The organism is Kitasatospora sp. NPDC032150 (assembly GCF_055579945.1).
On the sequence record NZ_JBVIMH010000003.1, the window covers coordinates 216,953 to 239,087 of the forward strand.

16 protein-coding genes are annotated in these 22,135 nt (G+C 72.8%); 7 read left to right on the plus strand and 9 right to left on the minus strand.

Translation table 11 applies throughout. The annotated features are described in order from the left end of the window. Positions 1–350 precede the first annotated feature (350 nt). Entirely contained in the window at positions 351–3,350 is a 3,000-nt protein-coding gene (locus ACZ5ON_RS05245; protein ID WP_465585751.1) for an AfsR/SARP family transcriptional regulator, read from the plus strand. Between the two features lie 15 nt (positions 3,351–3,365). On the opposite strand, the gene ACZ5ON_RS05250 is transcribed toward ACZ5ON_RS05245, so the two are convergent. Both ACZ5ON_RS05250 and ACZ5ON_RS05255 read right to left on the minus strand, forming a co-directional pair. Continuing rightward, positions 3,366–3,560: a hypothetical protein gene (locus ACZ5ON_RS05250; RefSeq protein ID WP_465585754.1), complete on the minus strand. Its 195-nt coding sequence runs from the start codon at positions 3,558–3,560 to the stop codon at positions 3,366–3,368. Between the two features lie 111 nt (positions 3,561–3,671). Beyond that, a complete protein-coding gene (locus ACZ5ON_RS05255; RefSeq protein ID WP_465585756.1) occupies positions 3,672–4,145 on the minus strand; it encodes a winged helix-turn-helix transcriptional regulator in 474 nt (157 codons plus the stop codon). 158 nt (positions 4,146–4,303) lie between these two features. On the opposite strand from ACZ5ON_RS05255, the gene ACZ5ON_RS05260 reads away from it, so the two are divergent. Continuing rightward, a complete protein-coding gene (locus tag ACZ5ON_RS05260) occupies positions 4,304–4,699 on the plus strand; it encodes a tautomerase family protein (RefSeq protein WP_465585758.1) in 396 nt (131 codons plus the stop codon). Between the two features lie 90 nt (positions 4,700–4,789). Here the strand turns inward: ACZ5ON_RS05260 and map are convergent, their stop codons facing one another. Then, a complete protein-coding gene (gene map / locus ACZ5ON_RS05265) occupies positions 4,790–5,557 on the minus strand; it encodes a type I methionyl aminopeptidase (protein ID WP_465585760.1) in 768 nt (255 codons plus the stop codon). A 75-nt stretch (positions 5,558–5,632) separates the two neighbouring features. Here map and ACZ5ON_RS05270 point away from each other — a divergent pair, with 75 nt between their 5' ends. Together ACZ5ON_RS05270 and ACZ5ON_RS05275 are read left to right on the plus strand one after the other, a co-directional pair. Then, positions 5,633–5,908 (plus strand): helix-turn-helix domain-containing protein, encoded by a 276-nt coding sequence (locus tag ACZ5ON_RS05270; protein WP_465585762.1) that lies wholly within the window; start codon positions 5,633–5,635, stop codon positions 5,906–5,908. Between the two features lie 184 nt (positions 5,909–6,092). Then, the gene (locus ACZ5ON_RS05275; protein ID WP_465585764.1) at positions 6,093–7,529 is read left to right on the plus strand and encodes an alkaline phosphatase family protein; all 1,437 of its coding nucleotides are present in this window, start codon (positions 6,093–6,095) and stop codon (positions 7,527–7,529) included. A 116-nt stretch (positions 7,530–7,645) separates the two neighbouring features. Here ACZ5ON_RS05275 and ACZ5ON_RS05280 read toward each other — a convergent pair whose 3' ends face one another. The 3 genes from ACZ5ON_RS05280 to ctaD all read right to left on the minus strand — a co-directional run bounded on the left by ACZ5ON_RS05280 (position 7,646) and on the right by ctaD (position 10,558). After that, positions 7,646–8,005: a peptidase inhibitor family I36 protein gene (locus ACZ5ON_RS05280; protein WP_465585767.1), complete on the minus strand. Its 360-nt coding sequence runs from the start codon at positions 8,003–8,005 to the stop codon at positions 7,646–7,648. Between the two features lie 163 nt (positions 8,006–8,168). Then, positions 8,169–8,702 (minus strand): hypothetical protein, encoded by a 534-nt coding sequence (locus ACZ5ON_RS05285; RefSeq protein ID WP_465585769.1) that lies wholly within the window; start codon positions 8,700–8,702, stop codon positions 8,169–8,171. 92 nt (positions 8,703–8,794) lie between these two features. Beyond that, the gene (gene ctaD / locus ACZ5ON_RS05290) at positions 8,795–10,558 is read right to left on the minus strand and encodes an aa3-type cytochrome oxidase subunit I (RefSeq protein ID WP_465585771.1); all 1,764 of its coding nucleotides are present in this window, start codon (positions 10,556–10,558) and stop codon (positions 8,795–8,797) included. A gap of 275 nt (positions 10,559–10,833) precedes the next feature. On the opposite strand from ctaD, the gene ACZ5ON_RS05295 reads away from it, so the two are divergent. The 3 genes from ACZ5ON_RS05295 (at position 10,834) to ACZ5ON_RS05305 (ending at position 19,755) form a co-directional block, all read left to right on the plus strand. Then, the gene (locus tag ACZ5ON_RS05295) at positions 10,834–12,549 is read left to right on the plus strand and encodes a GAF domain-containing sensor histidine kinase (RefSeq protein WP_465586119.1); all 1,716 of its coding nucleotides are present in this window, start codon (positions 10,834–10,836) and stop codon (positions 12,547–12,549) included. Positions 12,550–13,015: 466 nt separating this feature from the next. Continuing rightward, positions 13,016–15,853: a hypothetical protein gene (locus tag ACZ5ON_RS05300; protein ID WP_465585773.1), complete on the plus strand. Its 2,838-nt coding sequence runs from the start codon at positions 13,016–13,018 to the stop codon at positions 15,851–15,853. Positions 15,854–15,855: 2 nt separating this feature from the next. After that, a complete protein-coding gene (locus ACZ5ON_RS05305) occupies positions 15,856–19,755 on the plus strand; it encodes a hypothetical protein (RefSeq protein WP_465585775.1) in 3,900 nt (1,299 codons plus the stop codon). A gap of 32 nt (positions 19,756–19,787) precedes the next feature. Here the strand turns inward: ACZ5ON_RS05305 and ACZ5ON_RS05310 are convergent, their stop codons facing one another. The 3 genes from ACZ5ON_RS05310 to ACZ5ON_RS05320 are packed head-to-tail and all read right to left on the minus strand — an operon-like array spanning position 19,788 to position 22,006. Next, positions 19,788–20,636 (minus strand): S8 family serine peptidase, encoded by an 849-nt coding sequence (locus tag ACZ5ON_RS05310; RefSeq protein ID WP_465585779.1) that lies wholly within the window; start codon positions 20,634–20,636, stop codon positions 19,788–19,790. A 14-nt stretch (positions 20,637–20,650) separates the two neighbouring features. Then, positions 20,651–21,067 carry a hypothetical protein gene (locus ACZ5ON_RS05315; protein WP_465585781.1) on the minus strand — a complete coding sequence of 139 codons (417 nt, stop codon included), beginning with the start codon at positions 21,065–21,067 and terminating at the stop codon, positions 20,651–20,653. Positions 21,068–21,094: 27 nt separating this feature from the next. Continuing rightward, positions 21,095–22,006, minus strand: coding sequence for a cyanobactin maturation protease PatG family protein (locus tag ACZ5ON_RS05320; protein WP_465585783.1), 912 nt, complete (start codon positions 22,004–22,006; stop codon positions 21,095–21,097). Positions 22,007–22,135 lie beyond the last annotated feature (129 nt).

Genomic DNA, 22,135 nt, shown 5'->3' on the forward strand with positions numbered 1-22,135 from the left:
ATCTCATGTCCGGCTCCGCGGGACGGATTTTGGACGGCCCGGGCGCACGCGGTCGGTACGCGGTGAACCGGTGGACCCGTCACGTGGCCGGGAAGCGCGGCGGGCATTGCGTCCACCGGGACCCGCCGGCCGTCCGGTCGGAGCGCCCGCCCCGGCCCGCGCGGGCCCGCGCCGATGGGCGCTGGCCCGGAAGACAGGGTGTCGACAATAAGATCGCATCCGCCCTAACCATTCCACCCTGCTCACCCGTCATTACTATGACCGAACTGTTTCCGTAGGGGAGTGTCGCGCGATCAGCCCGGAGGCCGGCCCGGTCGCGCCGTGGAAGGGAATGTGGCTTGGAGGGGGCGGTGCGGTTCAACGTGCTCGGCGCCATGCAGATCTGTCTCGACGGAACCGACGTCCCGGTCGGGCCACCACAGCAGCAGGCCACGCTCGCCGTGCTGCTGCTCCGCTCGGGGCGAGCCGCCTCGCTGCACGAACTGGTCGGCATGGTCTGGGGCGAGGAGGCCCCGGACTCCGCCGTGACGAGTCTGCGCACCTACGTCTGGCGGTTGCGGCAGCGACTGGAACAGGGGCGCGCCACCCCGCAGTTGCTGCTCTCCGCCGGGTCCGGCTACCGGCTGGCGGTGGCGCCGGCCGGCGTGGACGCCCACCGCGCCGAGGAGCTGGCGGCCGAGGCGGCACGCGCCCGCGCGGCGGGGTGGCACGAGGAGTGCGCCCGGCTGCTCACCGAGGCGGTGTCGCTGTGGCGGGGCGAGCCGCTGGCCGGGGTGCCCGGACCCTTCGCCGAGCAGCAGCGCTCCAGGCTCGCCGAACTGCGGCTGATGCTGCTGGAGGAGCGCTTCGATCACGACCTGCTGCTGGGCCGGTACCCGTCCACCATCCCGGACCTGACCGCCTTCACCGGGGAACACCCGCTGCGGGAGCGGCCGTACGGCTTCCTGATGGAGGCCCTGTACCGCTGCGGGCGGCAGGCCGAGGCGCTCGCCGTCTTCGCCAGGGCGCGGCAGCTGCTGGCCGACGAGCTCGGTGTGGACCCGGGGCCGGAACTGCGCGAGCTGCACCGGCGGATCCTGGCCAACGACCTGGCACCACGCACCGGGGCGCCCGCGTCGGTACGGATCGGCGCAGGGCCCGCCGCGTCGCCGGCCGCCGGGCCCGCGACCTCGCCCGCCCTTGCCCGTCCCGCTCAACTCCCGCCGGACACTGCGGACTTCAGCGGTCGCGAGGAAGCGGTGGCGGAACTGCGCGAGGCCCTGCTCGGCGCGGACCGGACCGCCCTGACGGTGGCCTCGGTCAGCGGGATGGGTGGCATCGGCAAGAGCACCCTGGCGCTGCGGGTGGCGCACCAGGTCAAGGAGCGCTACCCCGACGGCCAGCTCTACGCCGACCTGCGGGGTACCGGGACGGACGCGGCCGAACCCGGCGCGGTGCTGGGAAGCTTCCTGTCGACGCTGGGAGTGCCGGGCCAGGAGATCCCCCGTTCCCTGGAAGACCGGACCCGTCTCTTCCGTACCGTGTTGGACGGCCGGAGCGTCCTGCTGCTGCTCGACGACGCCAGGGACGCTGCCCAGGTCAGGCCGCTGCTGCCGGGATCGGCCGACTGCGCGGTCGTGCTCACCAGCCGGGCCCGCCTCGCCGGACTGCCCGCCACCGCCCACGTCCGGCTGTGCGTGTTCGACACCGAGGAGGCGCTGGCCCTGCTCCAGCGGGTCATCGGCACCGAGCGCGTCGCGGCGGAACGGGCCGACGCCGTCGAGCTGGTCACCTCCTGCGCGAACCTGCCGCTCGCCGTGCGGATCGTGGCGGCCCGGCTGGCCGCCCGGCCGGGCTGGACGGTGACGAACCTGGTCCGCAGGCTCGGTGACGAACGCCGGCGGCTGGCCGAACTCCAGGCCGGCGAGCTGGCCGTGGCCGCCGTGTTCGAGCTCGGCTACCACCAGCTGACCGAGTCCCAGTCCCACGCCTTCCGGACGCTCGCGCCCGTCACCGGGGGAAGCATCGGCCTCGGCGCGGCGGCGGCCGCCCTCGGCCTCACCGAGGACGAGGCGGAGCCGCTGCTGGAGTCGCTGGTCGACACCGCGCTGCTGGAGTCGCCGTCGTCGGGCCGCTACCGGTACCACCAGCTGGTCCAGGCCTTCGCCCGGCAGCTGCCCGCGCCGGCGGGCCAGGAACAGAACGGCGGGCGCACCGGGGCGGCCCACCGGCTGCTCAACTTCCTGCTGGGAGCCGCCGGATCGGCCTTCCAACAGATGGTCCCGGGCGACCCCGTGCACACCACGCTCACCCCGGGAGACCCGCGCGGACCGCGCTTCACCGGCCTGGCGGACGCCCGCGCCTGGGTGGCCGAGGAGTTCGACGGGGCCGTCCACATCATCCAGCTCGCGGTGCAGGGCGGCGCCGCAACACCGGAGCTGCTGGACACCGCGGCCGACCTGCTCATCGCACTGAGTCCGTTCGGCCGGGACATCCCCTACAGCCAACTGGCCGCCGCCGCCGCGGCGGTGGCCGAGAAGGCCGTCCGCACCGGCAACGACCGTGCCGCGGGCCGCGCTCTCTTCGTGTGCGGCAACGCCGCACTGCAGACCACCCGGCTGGCAGCGGCTAGCGCCCACATCCGGCTGGCGGCCGAGGCCTGCCGCCGTGCCGGTGACACGGTCATCCTGCGTCAGACCTTCAACGACCTCGGTGTGATGGCCCAGTTCGAGCAGCGCTACGACGACGCCGTGCACCACTTCGACCAGGCGCTGGCCCTGGCCCGGCAGATGGGCCACCGCTCGGGCGAACTCGTCACCGTGCTGAACGCGGCCATGGCCCGGCTGCGCAGCGGCCGGGCGGACGAGGCGGTGGCGGCCTGCGACGGCGCACTGCCGTTGCTGCGCGAGGTGGCCGACCACCACGGCACCGCCCACGCGTTGTGCGTGCGGAGCCTGGCCCTGCACGAACTGCAGCGGTACCCGGAGGCGCTCGCCGGGTACCGGGAGTGCCTCGACATCTGCGCGAGCTCGGACATCCCCGGCCAGGCGGCCCAGGCCCGCTACCGCGGTGCGGCCACGCTGCGGGCGCTGGGCCGGCTTCCGGAGGCGTACCGGGAGGCGGAGCGGGCCCTGGCCCACTACCGCACCGCCGTCGGCAGCGAGCGCGACCGGGGCCACGCACTGCTGGTCCTCGCTCAGGTCTCGCTGGACCTCTGCCGCGTCGAGGAAGGGCTGGCCCACGCGGCCGAGGCGCACCTGGTGCTCGCCGGCATCGGGCTTCCCGAGGCAGCCGAGGCCGCGGCGCTGGCGGACCGGGCCCGCTCCCTCACGCTTGCGCAAGCCAAGGACGGACCGATCCCGCCGGCCTGAGCGGCAACGGCCCGATCAGACCTTGGTGTTCCACTCGGTCACGCCGCTCGGCGGCTGCGGCCCCGAGCCGCCGCCGGCGACGGCGTGACCGGTGGGCACCTCATGGGTGACAGCGGAGGCGACCGTACCGGCGGCGGCCAGTACGGCGGCCACGGCGGCCGGGACGAGTACCGCCGCACGGAATCGGCGGAACACTGCAGATCGCTTCATGAGGAGACTCCCGGTCGGTTCAAGCGGTGCACTCAGGCCCTCATCCTCACCGCTCGCGATCTACGTCTCATATACGAGCTGGTCACAGGGGGGTCGGTGACCGCCCCGGTGCTACGGTCGGGGCAGCGGGCGGGCGCCGGGGCCCTGGACCAGTTCCACTTCGGCCAGGCCCGCCACCGGGTGTCCCCGCTCGCAGACCAGGGCCAGACGGACGTCCGCGCCGCAGTCCGCGTGCCGGTGCCTGGTGGCCGGACCGGCCCGGTCGCCCCGGTGTCGGTCGCCCCACTCCTTGAGCGAGAGCAGGATCGGGTACAGCTCGCGGCCGCGCGGGGTCAGCCGGTATCCGAACCGGGTGCGCCGGCCGGCCTCCTGGTACGGGAACCGCTCCAGCAGTCGCGACTCCACCAGCTCGTCCAGCCGCCGGCTCAACACCGCGGCCGAGACCGCCAGATGGCGCTGGATCTCGTCGAAACGCTCCAGGCCGCGTGAGATCTCCCGGACGACCAGGAGCGCCCACGGCCGTCCCACCACTTCCAGCGCGCGGCCGATGCCGCAGTTGCTGACGTCCTGTTCACCCCACTCCACGGACCCACTGTAGCCGTTCACAGATACTGGCTTTCGATTTGAAAGTCAGCTGCGTAGACTGCTGACCGTCCATCAGGAAGTCGGGACCGGATCGCACTGCCCGTGGCGGCCGGTCATCGGTCCGGCCCGCCGCCGGCCGCCATCAGGAGGTATGCGCCATGCCCCTCGTCCGCATCACGCTCAGCTCCGACCGCCCCGCCGAGCAGCGGCCGCAGATCGCGGCTGCGGTGCACCGCGCGCTGGTCGACGCCGTCGGCATCCCGGAGAAGGACCGCTTCCAGATCGTCCAGGCCCTGCCCGCCGAGCAGATGTTCTTCGACCCCGAGTACCTGGGCGTCGACCGGCGCGACGTCGTCTGCGTGGAGATCACGCTGCGCCGGGGGCGTCCGGAGGAGACCAAGCGCGCCCTGTACCGGCGGATCGCCGAGGAGGCGGGCAAGGTCGGGGTCCGGCCCGAGGACGTTCTGGTGGTGCTGACCGAGAACGGTTCGGCGGACTGGTCCGCAGGTCGCGGTGAGGCCCAACTGCTCGACCTGGAGCAGCAGATGAGCTGACGCCGGATGGCAGGGGCCGATGGCCGGCCAGTCGGCGTGCGCGGTCCGGTGGCCGGCCAGTCGGGGCGGGGGAGCGCGATGGCCGGCCGGTCATGGCAGGGTCAGGATGCGCGGCCCGTCCTCCGTGATGGCGACGGTGTGCTCGGCGTGCGCGGCCCGGCTGCCGTCGTGGGTGAGCAGGGTCCAGCCGTCGGGGGCGGTGCGGTAGTGGCCCCGGCCGCCGGCCAGGAACATCGGCTCGATCGCGAGGACCATGCCGTGCCGCAGGACCATGCCGCGTCCGGGGCGCCCGTCGTTGGGGACGTGCGGGTCCTCGTGCATGCCGCGGCCCACGCCGTGGCCGCCGAAGTCGGCGGGGATCCCGTAGCCGGCCGCGCGGCCGACGCTTCCGATGGCGTGGGAGATGTCGCCGATCCGGGCGCCGACCACTGCCGCCTCGATGCCCGCCGAGAGGGCGCGCTCGGTGGTCCCGATGAGCGCCAGGTCGGCGGGCCGGGGCGTGCCGACGACGAAGCTGACGGCCGCGTCGCCGGTCCAGCCGCCGAGCTCGGCCCCGCAGTCGATGCTGACCAGGTCGCCGTCGCGCAGCCGGTAGCCGGTCGGGATGCCGTGCACCACGGCGTCGTTGACCGAAGCGCAGATCACCGCCGGGAACGGGGTGGCGGCGAAGCCGGGACGGTAGCCCAGGAATGGCGAGTCGGCCCCGGCCTCGCGCAGTACCTCGCGGGCCACCTCGTCCAGTTCCCGCAGTGACACCCCCACCGCCGCCGCGCGGCGTACCGCGTCGAGCGCGTCGGCGACGACCCGTCCGGCCTCCCGCATCGCGTCCAACGCCGCGTCAGTCTTGATCTCCACCATCTCCGGTGGCCTCCCCGGTCGATCCCCATGGCCCCGCAGTGGGCCAATTCTTATACCGGTATTAGTATCACGGTCATGGTGCGCACCCCACTCACTCCCTTCGAACGTGAACGCGGCGAACGCCTCGGCGCTCTGCTCCGGCAGGCCCGGGGCGAGCGGAGCATGGTCCAGGTCGCGGCGGCGGCGGGCTTGTCGGCCGAGACGCTCCGCAAGATCGAGACCGGCCGGGCTCCGACGCCGGCCTTCTTCACGGTGGCGGCGCTCGCCGGAGCCCTCGGGCTGTCCCTGGACGAGCTGGTCCGGCTGTGTGCTCCCGTGGGCGAGGAGGCCGCCGGACGGTTGTCGGCCTGAGTCGAATGGCGTTCCGGTGAAGCGGGCTGACGCCCGGTCGGCGAAGATGATCTGTCCCTGACATTCGCCGAGCGTTCACCCGGCACCCCCGCGCGAGGGAACTCCGCTACGGCAGAGTCGTACCCGATCTGACACGGCCATGCCTCAAGGCACTGTTGAGCGAGTGGCGGAGAGGGAGGATCCTATGTCCGGAATGACCCGACGCAGGCTGCTGGGCTCGGTGGCCGGGGTGGCGGGCGGAGCGGCGGCGATGAGTCTGCTGCCGCCGAGCGTCCAGCGTGCGGTGGCGGCGGGGGTGCCCCGGCGCGGCTCGCTGCGGGACATCGAGCACGTTGTCCTGCTGATGCAGGAGAACCGTTCCTTCGATCACTACTTCGGTACGCTGGCCGGTGTCCGCGGCTTCGGGGATCCGGAGGCGCTGCGGCTGGACAACGGCCGCTCGGTCTTCTACCAGCCGGACAGCGTCAACCCGGACGGCCACCTGCTGCCGTTCCACCTCGACACCCGCACCACCAGCGCGCAGGCGATCCCGTCCACCAGCCATGCCTGGTCCGTCCAGCACCGCGCGTGGAACGGCGGGAAGATGGACCAGTGGCTGCCCGCGCACCGGGCCGCCGACGGCGTCAACGGCCCCTATGTGATGGGCTACTACACCCGGGACGACATCCCCTTCCAGTTCGCCCTGGCCGAGTCCTTCACCATCTGCGACAACTACTTCTGCTCCGTCCAGGGGCCGACCTGGCCCAACCGCCTGTACTGGATGACCGGGTCGATCGACGCCGACGGCGCCTGCGGCGGGCCGATCATCCAGAACTCCGCCCCGGAGCCGCTGACCTGGACCACCTACGCCGAGCAGCTGGAGGCGGCGGGCGTCAGCTGGCGGGTGTACCAGGAGACCGACAACTACGGCACGGACATGCTGTCGCTGTTCGAGAACTTCCAGCGGGCCAGGCCGGGTGACCCGCTCCACGACAAGGGCCTGACCGCGCAGCCGGCCGGGACCTTCGAGGACGACGCCAGGAACGACCGGCTGCCCGCGGTCTCCTGGATCCTGCCGACCAGCTACCAGTCCGAGCACCCGGACTACCTGCCCGCCGCCGGGGCGGACTACGTCGCCTCCAAGATCGAGGCGATCGCGTCCAACCCGAAGGTCTGGGCGAAGACCGCCTTCATCCTCAACTACGACGAGAATGACGGTCTGTTCGACCACGTCCCGCCGCCGGTGCCCGAGGCCGGCACGCCCGGCGAGTTCGTCCGGGGGCTGCCGATCGGCGGCGGATTCCGGGTGCCCTGCATCATCGTCTCGCCCTGGACGGTGGGCGGTTGGGTGGCGTCGGAGGCGTTCGACCACACCTCGGCGCTGCGGTTCCTGGAGTGCTTCACCGGTGTCCGGGCGGCCAATGTCACCGACTGGCGCCGGGACACCTTCGGCGATCTCACCTCGGCCTTCCAGTTCGACCGCGGGGTCCAGCGCCCGCCCGGGCTGCCCGACACCGCCGCCCAGCTCACCCTGGCGAAGCAGGAGGTGGCGACCCTGCCACCGCCGCAGCTGCCCGGCGCCGACCAGGAGTTCCCGCGCCAGGAGCGCGGCCACCGCCCGCACCGCCCGGCCGGCTCCTGATCCGACGCCCGGAGCCCGGCCGCCTCCGACCGACCGGGCTCCGTCCAGCCCCGGGGTGCCGCCGGGCCGCTGTTGCCGTCGGCGGGGGCACCGCGAGGTGTGCGTCGGTGGCTCCGTCAGACTCCGAGCACGCGCGCGGAGCCGACCGGCCACGGCGTCCGGTCGGAGCCGGTTCCGGCGCCGAGGTCGACGTAGCTGCCGTCGCAGTTGCCGCCGCGGTAGAACCGCACGGGATGGTCGCTGCTGTTCCACACCGAGTTGAACGGGCCCAGGCCGTCCTCCACCAGGCACGTTCTGCTGTTGAACGGGGGCGACCAGTACACGGGACCGCCCGACCAGCCGGGGTCCCGCCACCCGCAGACGGCGCCGTCGGGGCACTGGGCCGGATCGCGGTGACCGGCGGGTGCGGCGGCGGCCGGCCCGGCCAGCGCGAGGGCGAAGAGCGTCGTGACGAGAGCGGTGGTGAGTCGGCGCATGGGCCGGTCCTCCGAGTTCGTGTCGGAACCATCATCGGCACCATGAAGATTAGGAACGTCGGGCACCGCGCAGAATCCGCGCGCGGGGGCGCGCTGCCGGCGTGCGGCTGCTAGGTGAGCGCCCCACGGCGTTGCGAACGAGGCGGCTGCGCGGCCGGCCCGGTCAAGAACGCGGGCGGGTGACCGCGACGAGCAGGGTGACCAGGGAGAGCCCGACCGAGCCGCAGGCCGCCGCGGCAAGTGCCGGTCCCGACAGCGAGCCGGCGCGGGCGGACAGCACGATGGACACCGCGACCACGGAGGAGGCCGAGACCCCGGCCACCAACCAGGCCAGCAGGACGACCTGGGGCCTCGGACGGTCGAGGGACGACGGCGCACCGGGCAGCACCTCCGCCCAGTACCGACTCTCCTCGCGCCGCTCGCTCCGGTGGTCGGCGACCGCGGCCAGTCGCAGCGCCGCGCCCGCCACCGCGCCGCCGGCGGCGAGCGCCGCGGGCAACTGCCAGGTGGCCGGGGAGAGCAGCAGCAGTCCGGCACCGGCCACGCCCAGCCACCAGACCAGACAGGCGATCGCGGACAACCGGACGGACCCGGGACGGTCGTCGCCCGCCCGCAGGTCCGCCACCGCCGGGATGTACCAGACGCAGCCGGACGCGGTGAGTGCGGCGGCGCCGAGGGCAAGTACGGTGTGCGGCATGGCCGTTGTCCTCCTCGGACTCGGTACGGGATCGGGGACCGTCCCCGCCCCGGTGGGAGAGGGCCGGGGCGGGGACGGAATCTGATGGGCCGTCAGTCGGTGTTGGACGGCTCACCGGACCGGGCGGGTGCCACGCCGGCCAGGTGCTTGGCCGGTTCGCCGTGGTTCTGCAGGTGGTCCAGCGCGGCGATGTCCGGGTGGTGCAGGTCGAAGGCCGGGGATTCGGAGCGGATCCGGGGCAGGGAGGTGAAGTTGTGCCGGGGCGGCGGGCAGGAGGTGGCCCACTCCAACGAGCGGCCCCAGCCCCACGGGTCGTCGGCGGTGACCTTCTCGCCGTACTTGGCGGTCTTCCAGACGTTGTAGAGGAACGGCAGGATCGACAGACCGAGCAGGAACGAGCCGATGGTGGAGACGGTGTTCAGCGTGGTGAAGCCGTCCGAGGCCAGGTAGTCGGCGTAGCGGCGCGGCATGCCCTCGGCACCCAGCCAGTGCTGGACCAGGAAGGTGGAGTGGAACCCGATGGTGAGCGTCCAGAAGGTGATCTTCCCGAGGCGCTCGTCGAGCATCCTGCCGGTCATCTTGGGCCACCAGAAGTGGAAGCCGGCCATCATCGCGTACACCACGGTGCCGAACAGGGTGTAGTGGAAGTGGGCCACCACGAAGTACGAGTCGGAGACGTGGAAGTCGATCGGTGGCGCGGCGAGCAGCACACCGGTCAGCCCGCCGAAGAGGAAGGTGACCAGGAAGCCGACCGTCCAGAGCATCGGGGTCTCGAAACTGAGCGAACCCTTCCACATGGTGCCGACCCAGTTGAAGAACTTGACCCCGGTCGGGACCGCGATCAGGAAGGTCATGAAGGAGAAGAACGGCAGCAGCACCTGTCCGGTGACGTACATGTGGTGCGCCCAGACCGACAGTGACAGGCCCGCGATGGCGATGGTGGCCGCGATCAGACCGGAGTAGCCGAACATCGGCTTTCGGCTGAACACCGGGATGACCTCCGAGACGATGCCGAAGAACGGCAGGGCCAGGATGTACACCTCGGGATGACCGAAGAACCAGAACAGGTGCTGCCAGAGCATCGCCCCGCCGTTGGCGGAGTCGAAGACGTGCGCCCCGAACTTGCGGTCCGCCTCCAGCGCGAACAGCGCGGCGGCCAGCACCGGGAAGACCAGCAGCACCAGCAGCGAGGTGAGCAGCACGTTCCAGCAGAAGATGGACATCCGGAACATCGTCAGACCCGGCGCCCGCATGCAGATGATCGTGGTGATGAAGTTGACGGCACCGAAGATGCTGCCGAACCCGGACAGCGCCACACCCATGATCCACATGTCCGCACCGACGCTCGGCGAGTGGACCGCGTCCGACAGCGGCGCATAGGCGAACCAGCCGAAGTCGGCGGCGCCCTGCGGGGTGAGGAAGCCACCCGCCGCGATCAGCGACCCGAACAGGAACAGCCAGAAGGACAGCATGTTCAGCCGCGGGAAGGCCACATCGGGGGCGCCGATCTGCAGCGGCATGATCCAGTTGGCGAAACCGGTGAACAGCGGCATGGCGAACAGCAGCAGCATGATCGAACCGTGCATCGTGAACGCCTGGTTGAACTGCTCGTTCGACAGGATCTGCGTCCCCGGGCGGGCCAGCTCCGCGCGCATCACCAGCGCCATCGCACCGCCGACCAGGAAGAAGCCGAACGCGCTCACCAGGTACATGGTGCCGATCGTCTTGTGATCGGTGGTGGTGAGCATCCGCACCAGCGCCGAACCGGACCTCCTTCCGGGGACGGCGGCCGCGGCCGGCTCTTCCTTCTCCTCGATGGCAGCCACCGGCCGCCCTCCTTCACATCCACCGAACATGGCTCAGCCGCACCTGAACGGCTCTCGGGCGGCGATTCATCCTCGGTTCGGGGCCCTCGGCGGCCACAGGGCCGATGGTCCCGGCGGCCCCCGCCGACCGGTCCACGGCTCAAGTGCCGTTCGTCCGCCCCGCCGTGGACCGGGCGAGGTGGCCATCCGCGCACGTGAACCGGCCCCCGGCGGACCGACCCGGGCACCGGACCGATAGCGTGGACGGGCACGTACGGCTGCGCCGGCCGAAGCGGAACCAGGAGGACGACGTGGGCGGGAAGGGGATGTCCTCGCGGCTTCCGCAGCTTCGACTGGACGAACTGCTGGAGGAGTTGCAGGCCAGGATCGACGACGTCCGCGGCACCCGCGACCGGGTGCACGGCCTGCTGGAGGCGGTCCTCTCGGTCGGACGGGAACTGGACCTCACCCAGGTGCTGCGCCGGATCGTCGAGGCGGCCAGCGCGCTCTCCGACGCCCGCTACGCCGCGCTCGGCGTGATCGGACCCGACGGGCACACCCTGTCGCAGTTCCTGACGGTCGGTCTGTCGGACGAGGAGATCGCCGCGATCGGCCCGTACCCGAGCGGCAAGGGCCTGCTCGGCCAATTGATCCGCCACCCCGAACCGCTGCGCCTGGCCGACCTCTCCGAACACCCGGCCTCGTACGGCTGCCCGGCCCACCACCCCGAGATGCGCAGCTTCCTCGGGGTCCCGGTGCGGGTCCGCGAGGAGGTCTTCGGCAACCTGTACCTCACCGACAAGCGCAACGGGCAGGAGTTCGACGCCGACGACGAGGCGCTGATCTCCGCCCTCGCCGTGGCGGCGGGCGTGGCGATCGACAACGCCCGGCTGTACGAGGAGGCGCAGCGCCAGCAGCGCTGGTTGCGGGCCAGCGGGGAGATCACCCGCAGCCTGCTCTCCGGGGCACCCCGGCAGGAGGTGCTGGCGCTGATCGCGGAGCGGGCCCGCGAGATCACCGGTGCCGAGCTGGCGGATCTCTCGGTGCCCGTGGCGGGGGACCGGCTGCGGGTCGAACTGGCCGTCGGCGGGGACAGCGCCGGACGGCTCGGGCTGACGGTGCCGATGGACGGGACGCTCTCCGGTGCGGCGTTCGCGGCGGGTTCGCCGGTGACCACCGCGGACCTGGCCGGCGACGAACGGTACGCGGCCGGGCCGCGCCGCTCCGACGGGCTGAGCCGCTTCACCGGCCTCGGACCGGCGGTGGCGGTGCCGCTGAGCACGGCGGCCGGGCGGGTCCAGGGTGTGCTGCTGCTGGCCCGCACGGCCGGTCGACTGCCGTTCGGCAGCGAGGAGATCGGGGCGCTGCCGGGCTTCGCGGACCAGGCTGCGCTCGCCCTGGAACTGGCCGAACGCCGCCGGGACGCCGAGCAGTTGGCGCTCTTCGAGGACCGCGATCGGATCGGCCGCGACCTGCACGACCTGGCCATCCAACGGCTGTTCGCGACCGGAATGACGCTGCAGAGCGCGGCGCGCCTGATCGAGCAGCCGGCCGCCTCGGAGCGGGTGGTGCGGGCGGTCCAGGACCTGGACGAGACCATCAAGATCATCCGCTCGACCATCTTCGGCCTGCGGGCGCGGGACGGCGAGGACCGGGGCCTGCGGGCCCGCGCGGCCCGGGCCGTAGCCGAGGCCAGGACCACCCTGGGTTTCGCACCCCGGCTGAGCATGGAGGGGCTGCTGGACACCGACGTGCCCCCGGCGGTCGCCGACCAGGTGATGGCGGTACTGGCCGAGGCGCTGAGCAACGCCGCCCGGCACGCGCGGGCCACCCGGGTGGAGGTCACCCTGCACGCGACCGGCGGCGAGGTGGTGCTCCGCGTCACCGACGACGGCATGGGACTCCCGGCACAGCAGGGGCACCGCAGCGGCCTGCGCAACCTCCAGGAACGCGCTCAGCAGCTCGGCGGCACCTTCACCCTCGCCGCTCCCGCCGGCGGCGGTACCAGCCTCCAGTGGTCGGCGCCGCTCACCCGGCCCTGAACTGCGGGCCCCAGCACTACCGGGCCCGGCGACGGGCATGACCTCTTACCCGCCACAGCGGGCCGGGCCCCGCCACCGCCGGGCCCGGTGACGACCCGGCTCCGGGGGCCGGAGCGTCCGTCCGCTGCCTGATGCCCTGTCCATTCGCTCTCCGCGCCCCGGCTGCCCGCCCGTAGTAGCCTGGTTCTCGGAGCGGCTCCCGTCCGAGGGTGAAGCAGGCCAGAGCCCAGGCAGGACGGTCCCGAGGCCGATCCCGTGGTGCGGCCCGCGCCGCGCCCGATGAGCCTCCACAACATGACGCGGTCGTCCGCCGCCGCACCGCAGCGCGCCGGTACGGCAGCGGGAACCGACTCCTGGCCGAGGGCAATGCCGACGGGAATCCGGGCTCACCCGTCAGGAGCGCCGGTCAAGAACCCGAACACACCTCGCCACCTGAGCCCGGCTCACCCGGCGAAGGGCTGGTCCCATGTGCGCTGCCGTAGACATGGACAACGTCCGCGTGTCGCTCTTCAGGCGCGAGGACATGCTGAACCTGGACTTCACGTTCAAGAACCTCTCCCGGACCGGCCCTCCCGGCGCCGAGGTGCTGACCGCCACCCGCCCCACCGCGCCGGCCTTCATCACCGTCGTCCTCCAGCCGCAGTCCTGCCTGGAGCAGGTCGTCCTGTCCACCGATCAACCGCCTGATGCGGCCGGTGTGCGGCTGTCCGGGCCGAGTCAACTCACCTTCCGGGTGGCCGCGGGAGGGACCGTCCCGTTCACGGCGGCGGGACTGCTGTCCTGGACGGGGCTGGACGCCGCACTGGACGACCGGACCTCGATCGAGTGCGTCTGGGGGCTCGTGTTCACCCCCCTTGCCGCGCCGGTCACTTGGGCACACGCGCTGGATCCGGTGACCGGCCAGGGCGGGGTGACCGAACTCTGGCACACGCGGCTGACCCCCCGGCTACCCTCCGGCCTTCCCGACTACGTGTCACGGCGCTCCACCGCCCTGCGGTGCGCGAACCTGTCGGGGCTGCCCTCGCCCTTCATCGGCTCACTCACCCCGGGCCAGCGGCAGTCGATCGCGAGCAACTCGGCCCGGCTGCCGGTCCTCGCCGGCGAGTTCACCCTGAGCGCCCTGGGAGCGACCGTCGGCCTGAACGGAGACTGGCGGGGCCTGCCGGGCGCGGGCGTGATCGGGTACCGGCACCGCTCGGTGACCGGACGCGAGGTGGACGTCCATGTGGTGCAGCGTGGCTTCCTCGTGCCGTTCGGCTTCCCCGCCGAGCTCTCGACCCACACCGAACGGCGCCTGGACCTGGGCCTCCACCAGGAGTCCTGGCTCACCGTCCTGGTACCCGAGGTCGAGTACCTGGACGCCCCCGGACTGCCCTCCGGCGGCCGTGCCCTGCCGCTGCGCCGAGTGCTGCTGCACGCTCCCTTCACGACCGAGGTGCACCCCGCCGACCAACCGCTCGGCAGCGTGGGCTTCTGGGTGGACGACCACTCGCAGCCCGACGGACGCCTGCGGTTCTCGCTGAGCGCCGACGACAGGGAACTGCACACCGTCGCGTTCAGCGCACCGCTGGTCTTCGTCGGCGTCGGCCAGGCGTACGCCGACCTGGTGGCCGTGGCCGGGCAACTGGACGGGATCGAGCAGGGCGTCCAACTGCCCGCGGCGGGCCGCCTGACGCTGGCACCGGACGCCACCGGCAACGACACCACCGTGGACGTCACCGCGCTGCGGATCGGGACCGCCCAGGCACAGGCGGACCCCAGCACCCTCGCGGCCGCCGGGCGGCCGGGTGTCTACCCGCGGCTGATCTCGGTCGACGCGCGACTACCCGCACTCGAGGCCTTCGCCCGGCAGAGCGGGGCCGCCGGAGCGGCGGACGCCCCACCCGGAGCCGCGGGTCCGCTGGTGGGAACCGGCGGGCCGGTCACCCTGCGGCCCGACCCGGACTACCTCAACTCTGGCCTGGCGACGGCCTCTCAGGTGTACGCCCAGGTGAGCCCGAGAGCCGGCTTCGCACCACCCGCGACCAGCGCCGGCGGTATCGGGGCGCTCACCCTGCCGGTGGCGGGCCTGTCCGCCGCGACCGGCCTGGTCGGCGGCGACCTGGACCAGTTCAAGCACCACCAGTTCGATCCCGCCAAGTACTTCCTCTCCAGCGACGTTCCGGGCCTCTCCCCGCCGACCCTGCTGGGATTCCTGCCGCTCGCGGACCTGGTCGCCCCCAGCACGGACATCGGTGACGGCGAGGAAGTCCCGCACATCTCAACCGAGATCGTCTACCCGGACGGCGACAGCAGCCGGCCACCCGAGGCGGTACGGACGAAGGTCGCCTGGCGGCCCAGGCTGAAGACCGGCGACCCGACGCTGCAGACCGACGGTACGACCTCGCTCGAACTCCACAGCGACACGCTGACGCACCTCGTCGGCGGCGCACCGGCAGCGGAAGTGCGCGGCGAGTTGCGGAACTTCGGCCTGGCGTTCGTCGGCGGCATCCTGGTCGTCCACTTCGACCGGCTGGCGTTCACCTCCAGGCCGGGTGCCGCCCCAGTGCTCGACGCCAAGGTCAAGGGCGTGGAGTTCGGCGGTGACCTGCGGTTCCTGGCGAAATTGCGGGACTACCTGCCGACCCCGCCCAGCGGTTCCCAGGTACGGGTGACCGGCACCGGCATCGAAGCGGGCTACACGCTCGCCGTGCCCTCCGTCGAGCTCGGCATGTTCCTGCTGCAGAACCTCGCGCTGTCGGCGTCGGTGATCCTGCCCTTCAACGGTGACCCGGTCTCCGCCCGGTTCGCGGTGTCCTCGCGGGACCACCCGTTCCTCCTCACGGTCTCGCTGCTCGGCGGGGGCGGCTTCTTCGCCGTCACGGTCAGGTCCTCCGAGATCGCCGAGCTGGAGGCCCAACTGGAGTTCGGCGCCGCGGCCGCGCTCGACCTCGGAGTCGCCAGCGGATCCGTCTCGGTGATGGCCGGGATCTACTTCACCTACGTCCCCGGCGCCGTCACCCTCAGCGGATTCCTGCGAGCGGCGGGAGAATTGGACGTCCTCGGCATCATCAGCGTGTCGGTCGAGTTCTACCTCATGCTCACCTACGACCCGGCGCACTCGGTGGCCCACGGCACCGCCTCGGTCACCGTGCGGGTGCGGCTGGCGGTGTTCTCCAAGTCGGTGACGCTCACCGTGGAACGCACCTTCGGCGGCGGTGGCGCCGCGGCCCTCGGCGCCGCCGGGCCCGCGACCTTCGCCCTCACCAACCCCAGCGACCAGCCGTGGCGGGAGCGCTGCGCCGCCTACGACACGATGGGCTGAGCATGATCACGCAGACGATGGTCTGGACCCTGCTGCCGGATCCCACGGCGCCGCCGTCCGCGGACGGCACGATGCGGCTGTCGCTGGTGCTCAGCCCGCGGCTGACCAACAACGAGGGATCACCGCCGGGCACCGCGGTGCTGCCGCTGTCGCGCTACCCGGACCTGGCCGACTGGGCGAGTGCGCAGATCGACCTGGCCGTCGCGATCGTGGCGCAGAGCAGCACGCCGACGGTGCGGGCCGAGTACGTCGACACCGCGCCCGACCACGTCCTGTGGCAGGCGATGTTCCCGCCGGGCACGCCGGTAGCGCCGTTCGGCATGGACCACGGTCCGGCGCAGGACCCGATGCTGTCCTACCCCAGCCGGCTGCTCGGGGACTCGCTCCGCGACCAGTACACCCAGCTGTTCCGGCCGCCGGCGGGCGGCGACCCGTGGGCGGCCGTGGACCGTCTGGTGCGGACCGTCGGCCCCCCGGAGGGGTCGGTAGCCGGCGCCGGCCCGGCCGCGGTGGCCATCCGCGCAGGCATCGCGCCCGACGACCTCGCGGAGGACCCGGCCGGCTGGCTCCGGCTCGCCGACTTCCACCGGCCGCGCGCCGCGCTCGCGGAAGGGCCCGCCACGCCGCCCGGACACGACTTCCACGCGCTGCTCGCGGGGCTGGCCGACCATCCCGCGCTGCTGGCCAGGCTCGGCCTGATCAGGCAGGTGCGCGTGGTCCTGCCGGCCGGCCTGGACGGCCCGCTGACCATCCAGGCCGTGCCGCTGCACACCTCGCCCGTCAAGGACTACCGGCCCCGCACCAGCTGCCTCCTGCGCGACGGACAGCTGCACCTGGCACAGGCGGACGGCACCACGGCGCCGCTCCTCCTGCCGCTCGACCACACCGACCGCTTCACCGTCAGCGACGTCGACCTCGACGCGGGCGGACTCGCCCTGCAGTCCTACGCGGCCGCGCTGAGACGGCTGCCGAGGGTCGGCACACCGCCTCCGCTCCGTCCGCCCGCCCTGCGCTCCGACGGCATCTTCGTGGCGGAGACCAACCGTCAGGACACCCTCAGGAACGCACTGCGGAGCAACGCCGCGATGGACGGCCGGGTGGTGGACTTCTCGGCCGGCATCCCGGGCGGCGGCGACGGGGACAAGGACACGCTCACCGCCGAGGACCTGCTCCAGGGCCTCAGGGTGGACGTCTTCGACGAAGTCTCCGGCCGCTGGTTCCCGCTCTGCAGCCGGAAGGTCACGTGCACCGTCAGCGGCCTCGGCCCGCCGCTGACGATCGACGACGAGGGTGGCGTCGCCGACGCCGTCAGCCGCACCGTCGAGGCCGGCCAGCCGCTCTCCCGGCTGCACCAGGCGGTGTTCCGCTGGAACGGCTGGAGCCTGGTGGCCGCACCGCCCGGCGGGACGGTCGACCTGGACGGCTCCGTCCGGGCCGACCCGGGCCCCGTCCTCGATGCGGCGCTTCCGTTCACCCTGGAGGTCGCGGTGGCACCCAGCACCCTGCCGTCGCTGCGCTACGGGCGCACCTACCGGTTCCGGGCGCGCGTGGTGGACCTGGCCGGCCGCGGCCTCGGATTCACCCCGAGCCCGGTCGGCGGGAGCGCGACCGCGGGCGTGCGCTACTCGCGCTACGAGCCGGTACCCGCCCCGGTGCTGGTGCCCCGCCGTCCGGTCACCGCGGGCGAGTCCATCGCCGTGCTGGTCGTCCGGACCGACAACAGTGACCCGAACGCGCCCGTCCCCGGACCGACCTGCGAGCGCCACATGCTGCCGCCCAAGGCATCGGTGGTCATGCTGGAGCGCCACGGCGTCCTCGACGTACCGGCGGAGCACCGGCTCGATCCCGGGATCTACTCCTGGCTCTCCGAGCACGACGCGGGCCAGGTGACCGGAACGAGCGACCCCGGCGCCCCCGACGCCACGCCGTACGTCGACACCGACACGCTGGCACTGCCCTGGCTGCCCGACCCGTTCTCCCGCGGTGTCGCGCTCCACGGACTGCCGGGTGCCCCCGACGTCCACGCGAACTGGCTCCAGCTGGCGCAGGCCGGCGGGGCGAACCGGTTCGTGACGCTTCCCATCAGGCTGGTCGTGGTGCCGGACATGACCGCGACGGCGGTCTCGGTCCAGGTGAAGGTGGACCTGTCCACACAGGTGGTGCGGCTGGTACTGCCCCCGGCCGTGTCGCTGACGCCGAACCTCACCAGCTTCCTGCTGCCGGGCGACGAGAAGGACCTGGGGCCGTGGAACTGGTTCGCCGATCCGACCGCCCGGCCCGCAGCCGAGATCGAGGCCGCTCGCGCCGACGCCCTGGCCGGAAGGATCCCCCAGCTCACCCCGCCGAGGGAACTGCGGATCCTGCATGCGGTCCGTTGCCCGGTCGGCCCGCCGGCCTTCGGTGGTCCGCGCATCCTGCGGGCGCCCGGCGAGACCAGTTACGTCTTCCAGGAGGACGCGCTCTCGGCCCACTGGCTCTCGACCCTCTCGGTGCACACCGAGGCGGCCTGGACGGAGCGGATCGACGACACGTCGCAGCCCAAGTACCGTGTGGTCAATGGGAGTACCGCCCTGCGGCAGGGCGACGGCGACCCTAGCCTCGCCCCGGACACCGCGGCCACCGGGCCCACCGTCAGTTTCCGTGCCCGCCACCACCTCGGGGACACCAGGCACCGGACGGTGCGGTACACCCCGGTCGCCACCTCGCGGTTCGGCACCTACTTCACCGAGCGGAAGCGGACGGCCCTGAGCGGCACGACCCCGGTGAAGGTCGCCGCGGCCTTCGTACCCGGCATGGTCGTCGTCCGCGCCGCCCCGACCGCGACCGCCGACGCTCCGGCCCTCAGCTACAGCCTCGACCGGGACGTCGCCGTCGACTTCACCAACGGCACCGTCGCGCGCAGGCCCGGCAGCGCCGTACCCGACGGCTCCGCCGTCGAGGTCTCCTACGTCGTTCCCCCGATCACCCGGAACGGCACCACCCGCACGCTGTCCGTACCGGCGAGCTGCGCGCCGCCGGCGCCGGTGGTGAACTCCGTGGTGCCCGCGTACGCCTGGGACGAGCAGCGCACGGCGACCACGGTCACCAGTACCCGCAACGGAGGCGGTTTCCGGGTCTTCCTCGAACGGCCGTGGCTCGTCACGGGCGAGGGCGAACTGCTGGCGGTGGTCGTGCTGGAGGACGGCGGGGCGTTCGACCCGACCGCCGACGAGAAGAGGTTCACCACCTGGGGCCGGGACCACATCTACCCCTGTGCAGCCGCGGCCGCCCTGCCGCCCTTCCCGAAGGCGGCCGACCTGCGCCGGTGGGTGGCCGACCAACAGGTGTCCGTGGGGGGACGGGGCCACGCGATGGGCTACCAGGTCGAGTACGACGAACGCCGGCAGCTCTGGTTCGCCGATGTCGAGCTCCGCTCCTTCGGCGTCTACGAGCCGTTCGTGAAGCTGGTGGTGGCGCGGCTGCAGCCGGACGCCCTGGACGGTCTGCAGCTGTCACCGGTCGTCGACGCCGGGTTCGTGAAGCTCCCGGCCGACCGCAGGACCACGGTGACGGTCCGCGGGGCGCAGGCCGACGTCTCGGTCGTCGGCACGGTACCGCCCGCCGGGCCGAACGGCCTGGCGCCGCAGTTCACCGCCGTGGTGCAGATCCACGGCGCCACCGGGACGGACCCGGTGGGATGGCTCACCCTGGACGCGACCTCCGTCCAGCTGGCCCCCGCCCCGCCCGTCGGCGGCTTCGGCCACTGGGCAGGCACCATCACGCAGTTGCCCGCGGTACCGGGGCCGCTCGACGGACCCGGGCCGCACCGGATGCGCATCCTGGTACGCGAGTTCGACCGGCTGCCCGGCCCCGACGGGCAGGGCCTGCCCCGGGTGGTCTACCTCGACACGGTGAACCTGTGAGTCCGTCAAGCGGCCCTCGGCCTCAGTACGTCTCAGTACGGAGCGCTGCCGTGCTGCCGCCGGAGGGCCTCGAACGATGCCCAGGCGTCCATCAGCGGCGGCACGACGGACCGCCGCACACCCGCCCGCGAGCGCAGCAGTGCGAGCCGGACCTCCGCCGCGGAGGCGGACGGGAACCGGGACCACAGCAGGGCGATGGTCCCGGTCACCACGGGGGCGGCGACGCTCGTGCCGGAGCCGCTGGTCCAACCGCCGTCCGGCCCGAGGCCCGTGATGCGCTCACCCGGTGCGCCGAGGCCCTGCCGTCCCGTCGACACCCCGAGATTCGAGGTGCCCAGCGGGCGGCCGTCCGCCCCGTAGGCCACCACCGGGACGGTGCCCGGGTGGCCGGTCAGCAGGGAACTCCCGACCAGGGCCTGGTTGCCGGCCGCCGCCACGACGATCACGCCACGGGCAGTGGCGAGGTCCAGTGCCTCCCGCAGGGCGCGAAGGCCGGACCGCTCGGGACGGCTGCCGTCGGGCGGTGTCAGCGCCAGGCTCAGGTTGATCACACGGGCACCCGCCGCCACCGCCTCGGTGACGGCCGCGGCGAGCTCCCCGGGCCGGGCCCTGGGCTGAGCCCCGTCACCGCAGGCCCCGTCGGCGAACAACGGACGCACCAGCAGGGTGCAGCCGGGACAGATGCCGGGCACCGGACAACTCCGGTCCGCGGCCAGGACTCCGGCCACGAAGGTGCCGTGCGCGCCGGCGGCGCCGACGGGCCGGCCACCGTCCCGCGCTCCGAGCGGGACACAACTCCCGGCCAGCTCCGGGCGGTTGGTGTCGACGGTCCCGTCGACCAGCGCGATACGGACGGCAGGGCTGCCCTCGCTCCGTGCCATCAGCGGCGCGAGCCTCACGAAGTCGTAGTGACGCATTCCGCGTGCGGGCTCGTCGGGCCGCAGAACCCCGTGGGTACCGGCGGGCCGACGGTCGTGCCCCTGCCGGGTGTGGTGCAGCTGAGGCGCGAGACGCAGACCCCGTCCTCACAGGTGTACTCGGTGACGCAGACCGGTGGCGGCGGTGGGGGCGGTGGGTCCCGCATGCACTCGGTGACGCACCCCGGTACGTAGCACCTCTCGCAGGCGATCTGCCCCTGGCTGGTGTGGCACCGGATGCGGCACTCCGCGGTGCACTCGTCCTGGCAGGTGGCCTGGTCCACGGCCAGGAGCAGGACCCCACCTCCGGCACCGCGCGCCGCCCCCGGTACGGTCCGGTAGTGTCCGAACGAGGCCCGGCCGGGCTCGTCGGCGATGAATCCCGGGATGCGCATGGTGGCTCCTCCCATCCGGAGGGCGGGTCAGCGGTCGAAGTAGGGCGACAGCTTGGTCACCACGAACGGGAACTCGTCCGTGGCGTCGACCCGGACGAAGTACTTGTCCGTGACGTCCGTTCGCCGGTGTGTGTACGAGAGGACGACGTCGAGGATCCGCCGGGTGTCGCTGACGCTGGACGGGAGGACGTCCATCGCGGACAACGAGGAGTCGTCGAGGAAGGCCTCGAAGGTCTTCGTGTAGATGGCGGAGTAGCGCACGGCCAGGTAGTTCAGGACGCGGTGCTCGTCCGTGCTGCCGGAGTTGTCCGTGATCTGCATGATCCGCTGCAGCAGTTCCCGTGCGGCCGCGTCGAATCGGTCGTTCGACATGCTGTCGGGCTTCTTGATCGCCCCGATGAGCGCGTCGCTGTCGAACGAGTACAGCTGGTCGAAGTCCACGAAGGGGAGCATCAGTCCGTTGCACACCTCGGGAGAGGCGATCGGGCCGCGGAGCCCGATGACGACGTCGAGGTCGGCCGGGTCGGGGTCCGGCCGGACGGCCTCGGCCAGCAGGCCGAAGTCCACCGGGTCCCGGGGACGAAGGAGGTAGGCGTCCATGCCCTGGATGGTGAACACGTAGCAGAGCTGACGCACCAGGTAGCGGTTGTCCGGCTGGGTCAGGGCCGCGTGCAGCGCCTGCCGGTCGGTCAGGCTGGCGGTCTCGGTGCGCGCGATGCTCTGGGCGAACTCCCGCTCCACACCCAGGCTGGGGAAGCGGAAGTCGATGCGGCCCAGCGCGTACACATAGCGGTCCGCCATGGCCTGCGGCACCGCGACGGGCGCTTCCGGGACCGGTTCGGCGCTGTGGAGGCAGCGGCAGATGTCCGGCACTCCGGCCGATGTCCCAGCCGCCGAGGGCGGTCCGCCGGCGCCGGCCGGCTCGAATTCGTCGCTCATGGCAGTCCCCACATCAGCTACGGCCCCACTCAGCTACGGCGGGTTCTCCGGCGGGAGACGGCGAGCCACTGGTTCAACCGCCGGGCCCGCTCCTCGCAGCCGCGGCAGGGAGGGACACCCACGGCCTGG

What these genes read in the sequence shown, in the direction of transcription:
- ACZ5ON_RS05250 (WP_465585754.1), bottom strand. Translation starts at nt 3,560, where the DNA reads ATGAAGCGATCTGCAGTGTTCCGCCGATTCCGTGCGGCGGTACTCGTC.
- ACZ5ON_RS05260 (WP_465585758.1), top strand. Translation starts at nt 4,304, where the DNA reads ATGCCCCTCGTCCGCATCACGCTCAGCTCCGACCGCCCCGCCGAGCAG.
- map (WP_465585760.1), bottom strand. Translation starts at nt 5,557, where the DNA reads ATGGTGGAGATCAAGACTGACGCGGCGTTGGACGCGATGCGGGAGGCC.
- ACZ5ON_RS05270 (WP_465585762.1), top strand. Translation starts at nt 5,633, where the DNA reads ATGGTGCGCACCCCACTCACTCCCTTCGAACGTGAACGCGGCGAACGC.
- ACZ5ON_RS05275 (WP_465585764.1), top strand. Translation starts at nt 6,093, where the DNA reads ATGTCCGGAATGACCCGACGCAGGCTGCTGGGCTCGGTGGCCGGGGTG.
- ACZ5ON_RS05280 (WP_465585767.1), bottom strand. Translation starts at nt 8,005, where the DNA reads ATGCGCCGACTCACCACCGCTCTCGTCACGACGCTCTTCGCCCTCGCG.
- ACZ5ON_RS05285 (WP_465585769.1), bottom strand. Translation starts at nt 8,702, where the DNA reads ATGCCGCACACCGTACTTGCCCTCGGCGCCGCCGCACTCACCGCGTCC.
- ctaD (WP_465585771.1), bottom strand. Translation starts at nt 10,558, where the DNA reads ATGTTCGGTGGATGTGAAGGAGGGCGGCCGGTGGCTGCCATCGAGGAG.
- ACZ5ON_RS05295 (WP_465586119.1), top strand. Translation starts at nt 10,834, where the DNA reads ATGTCCTCGCGGCTTCCGCAGCTTCGACTGGACGAACTGCTGGAGGAG.
- ACZ5ON_RS05300 (WP_465585773.1), top strand. Translation starts at nt 13,016, where the DNA reads ATGTGCGCTGCCGTAGACATGGACAACGTCCGCGTGTCGCTCTTCAGG.
- ACZ5ON_RS05305 (WP_465585775.1), top strand. Translation starts at nt 15,856, where the DNA reads ATGATCACGCAGACGATGGTCTGGACCCTGCTGCCGGATCCCACGGCG.
- ACZ5ON_RS05310 (WP_465585779.1), bottom strand. Translation starts at nt 20,636, where the DNA reads ATGGCACGGAGCGAGGGCAGCCCTGCCGTCCGTATCGCGCTGGTCGAC.
- ACZ5ON_RS05315 (WP_465585781.1), bottom strand. Translation starts at nt 21,067, where the DNA reads ATGCGCATCCCGGGATTCATCGCCGACGAGCCCGGCCGGGCCTCGTTC.
- ACZ5ON_RS05320 (WP_465585783.1), bottom strand. Translation starts at nt 22,006, where the DNA reads ATGAGCGACGAATTCGAGCCGGCCGGCGCCGGCGGACCGCCCTCGGCG.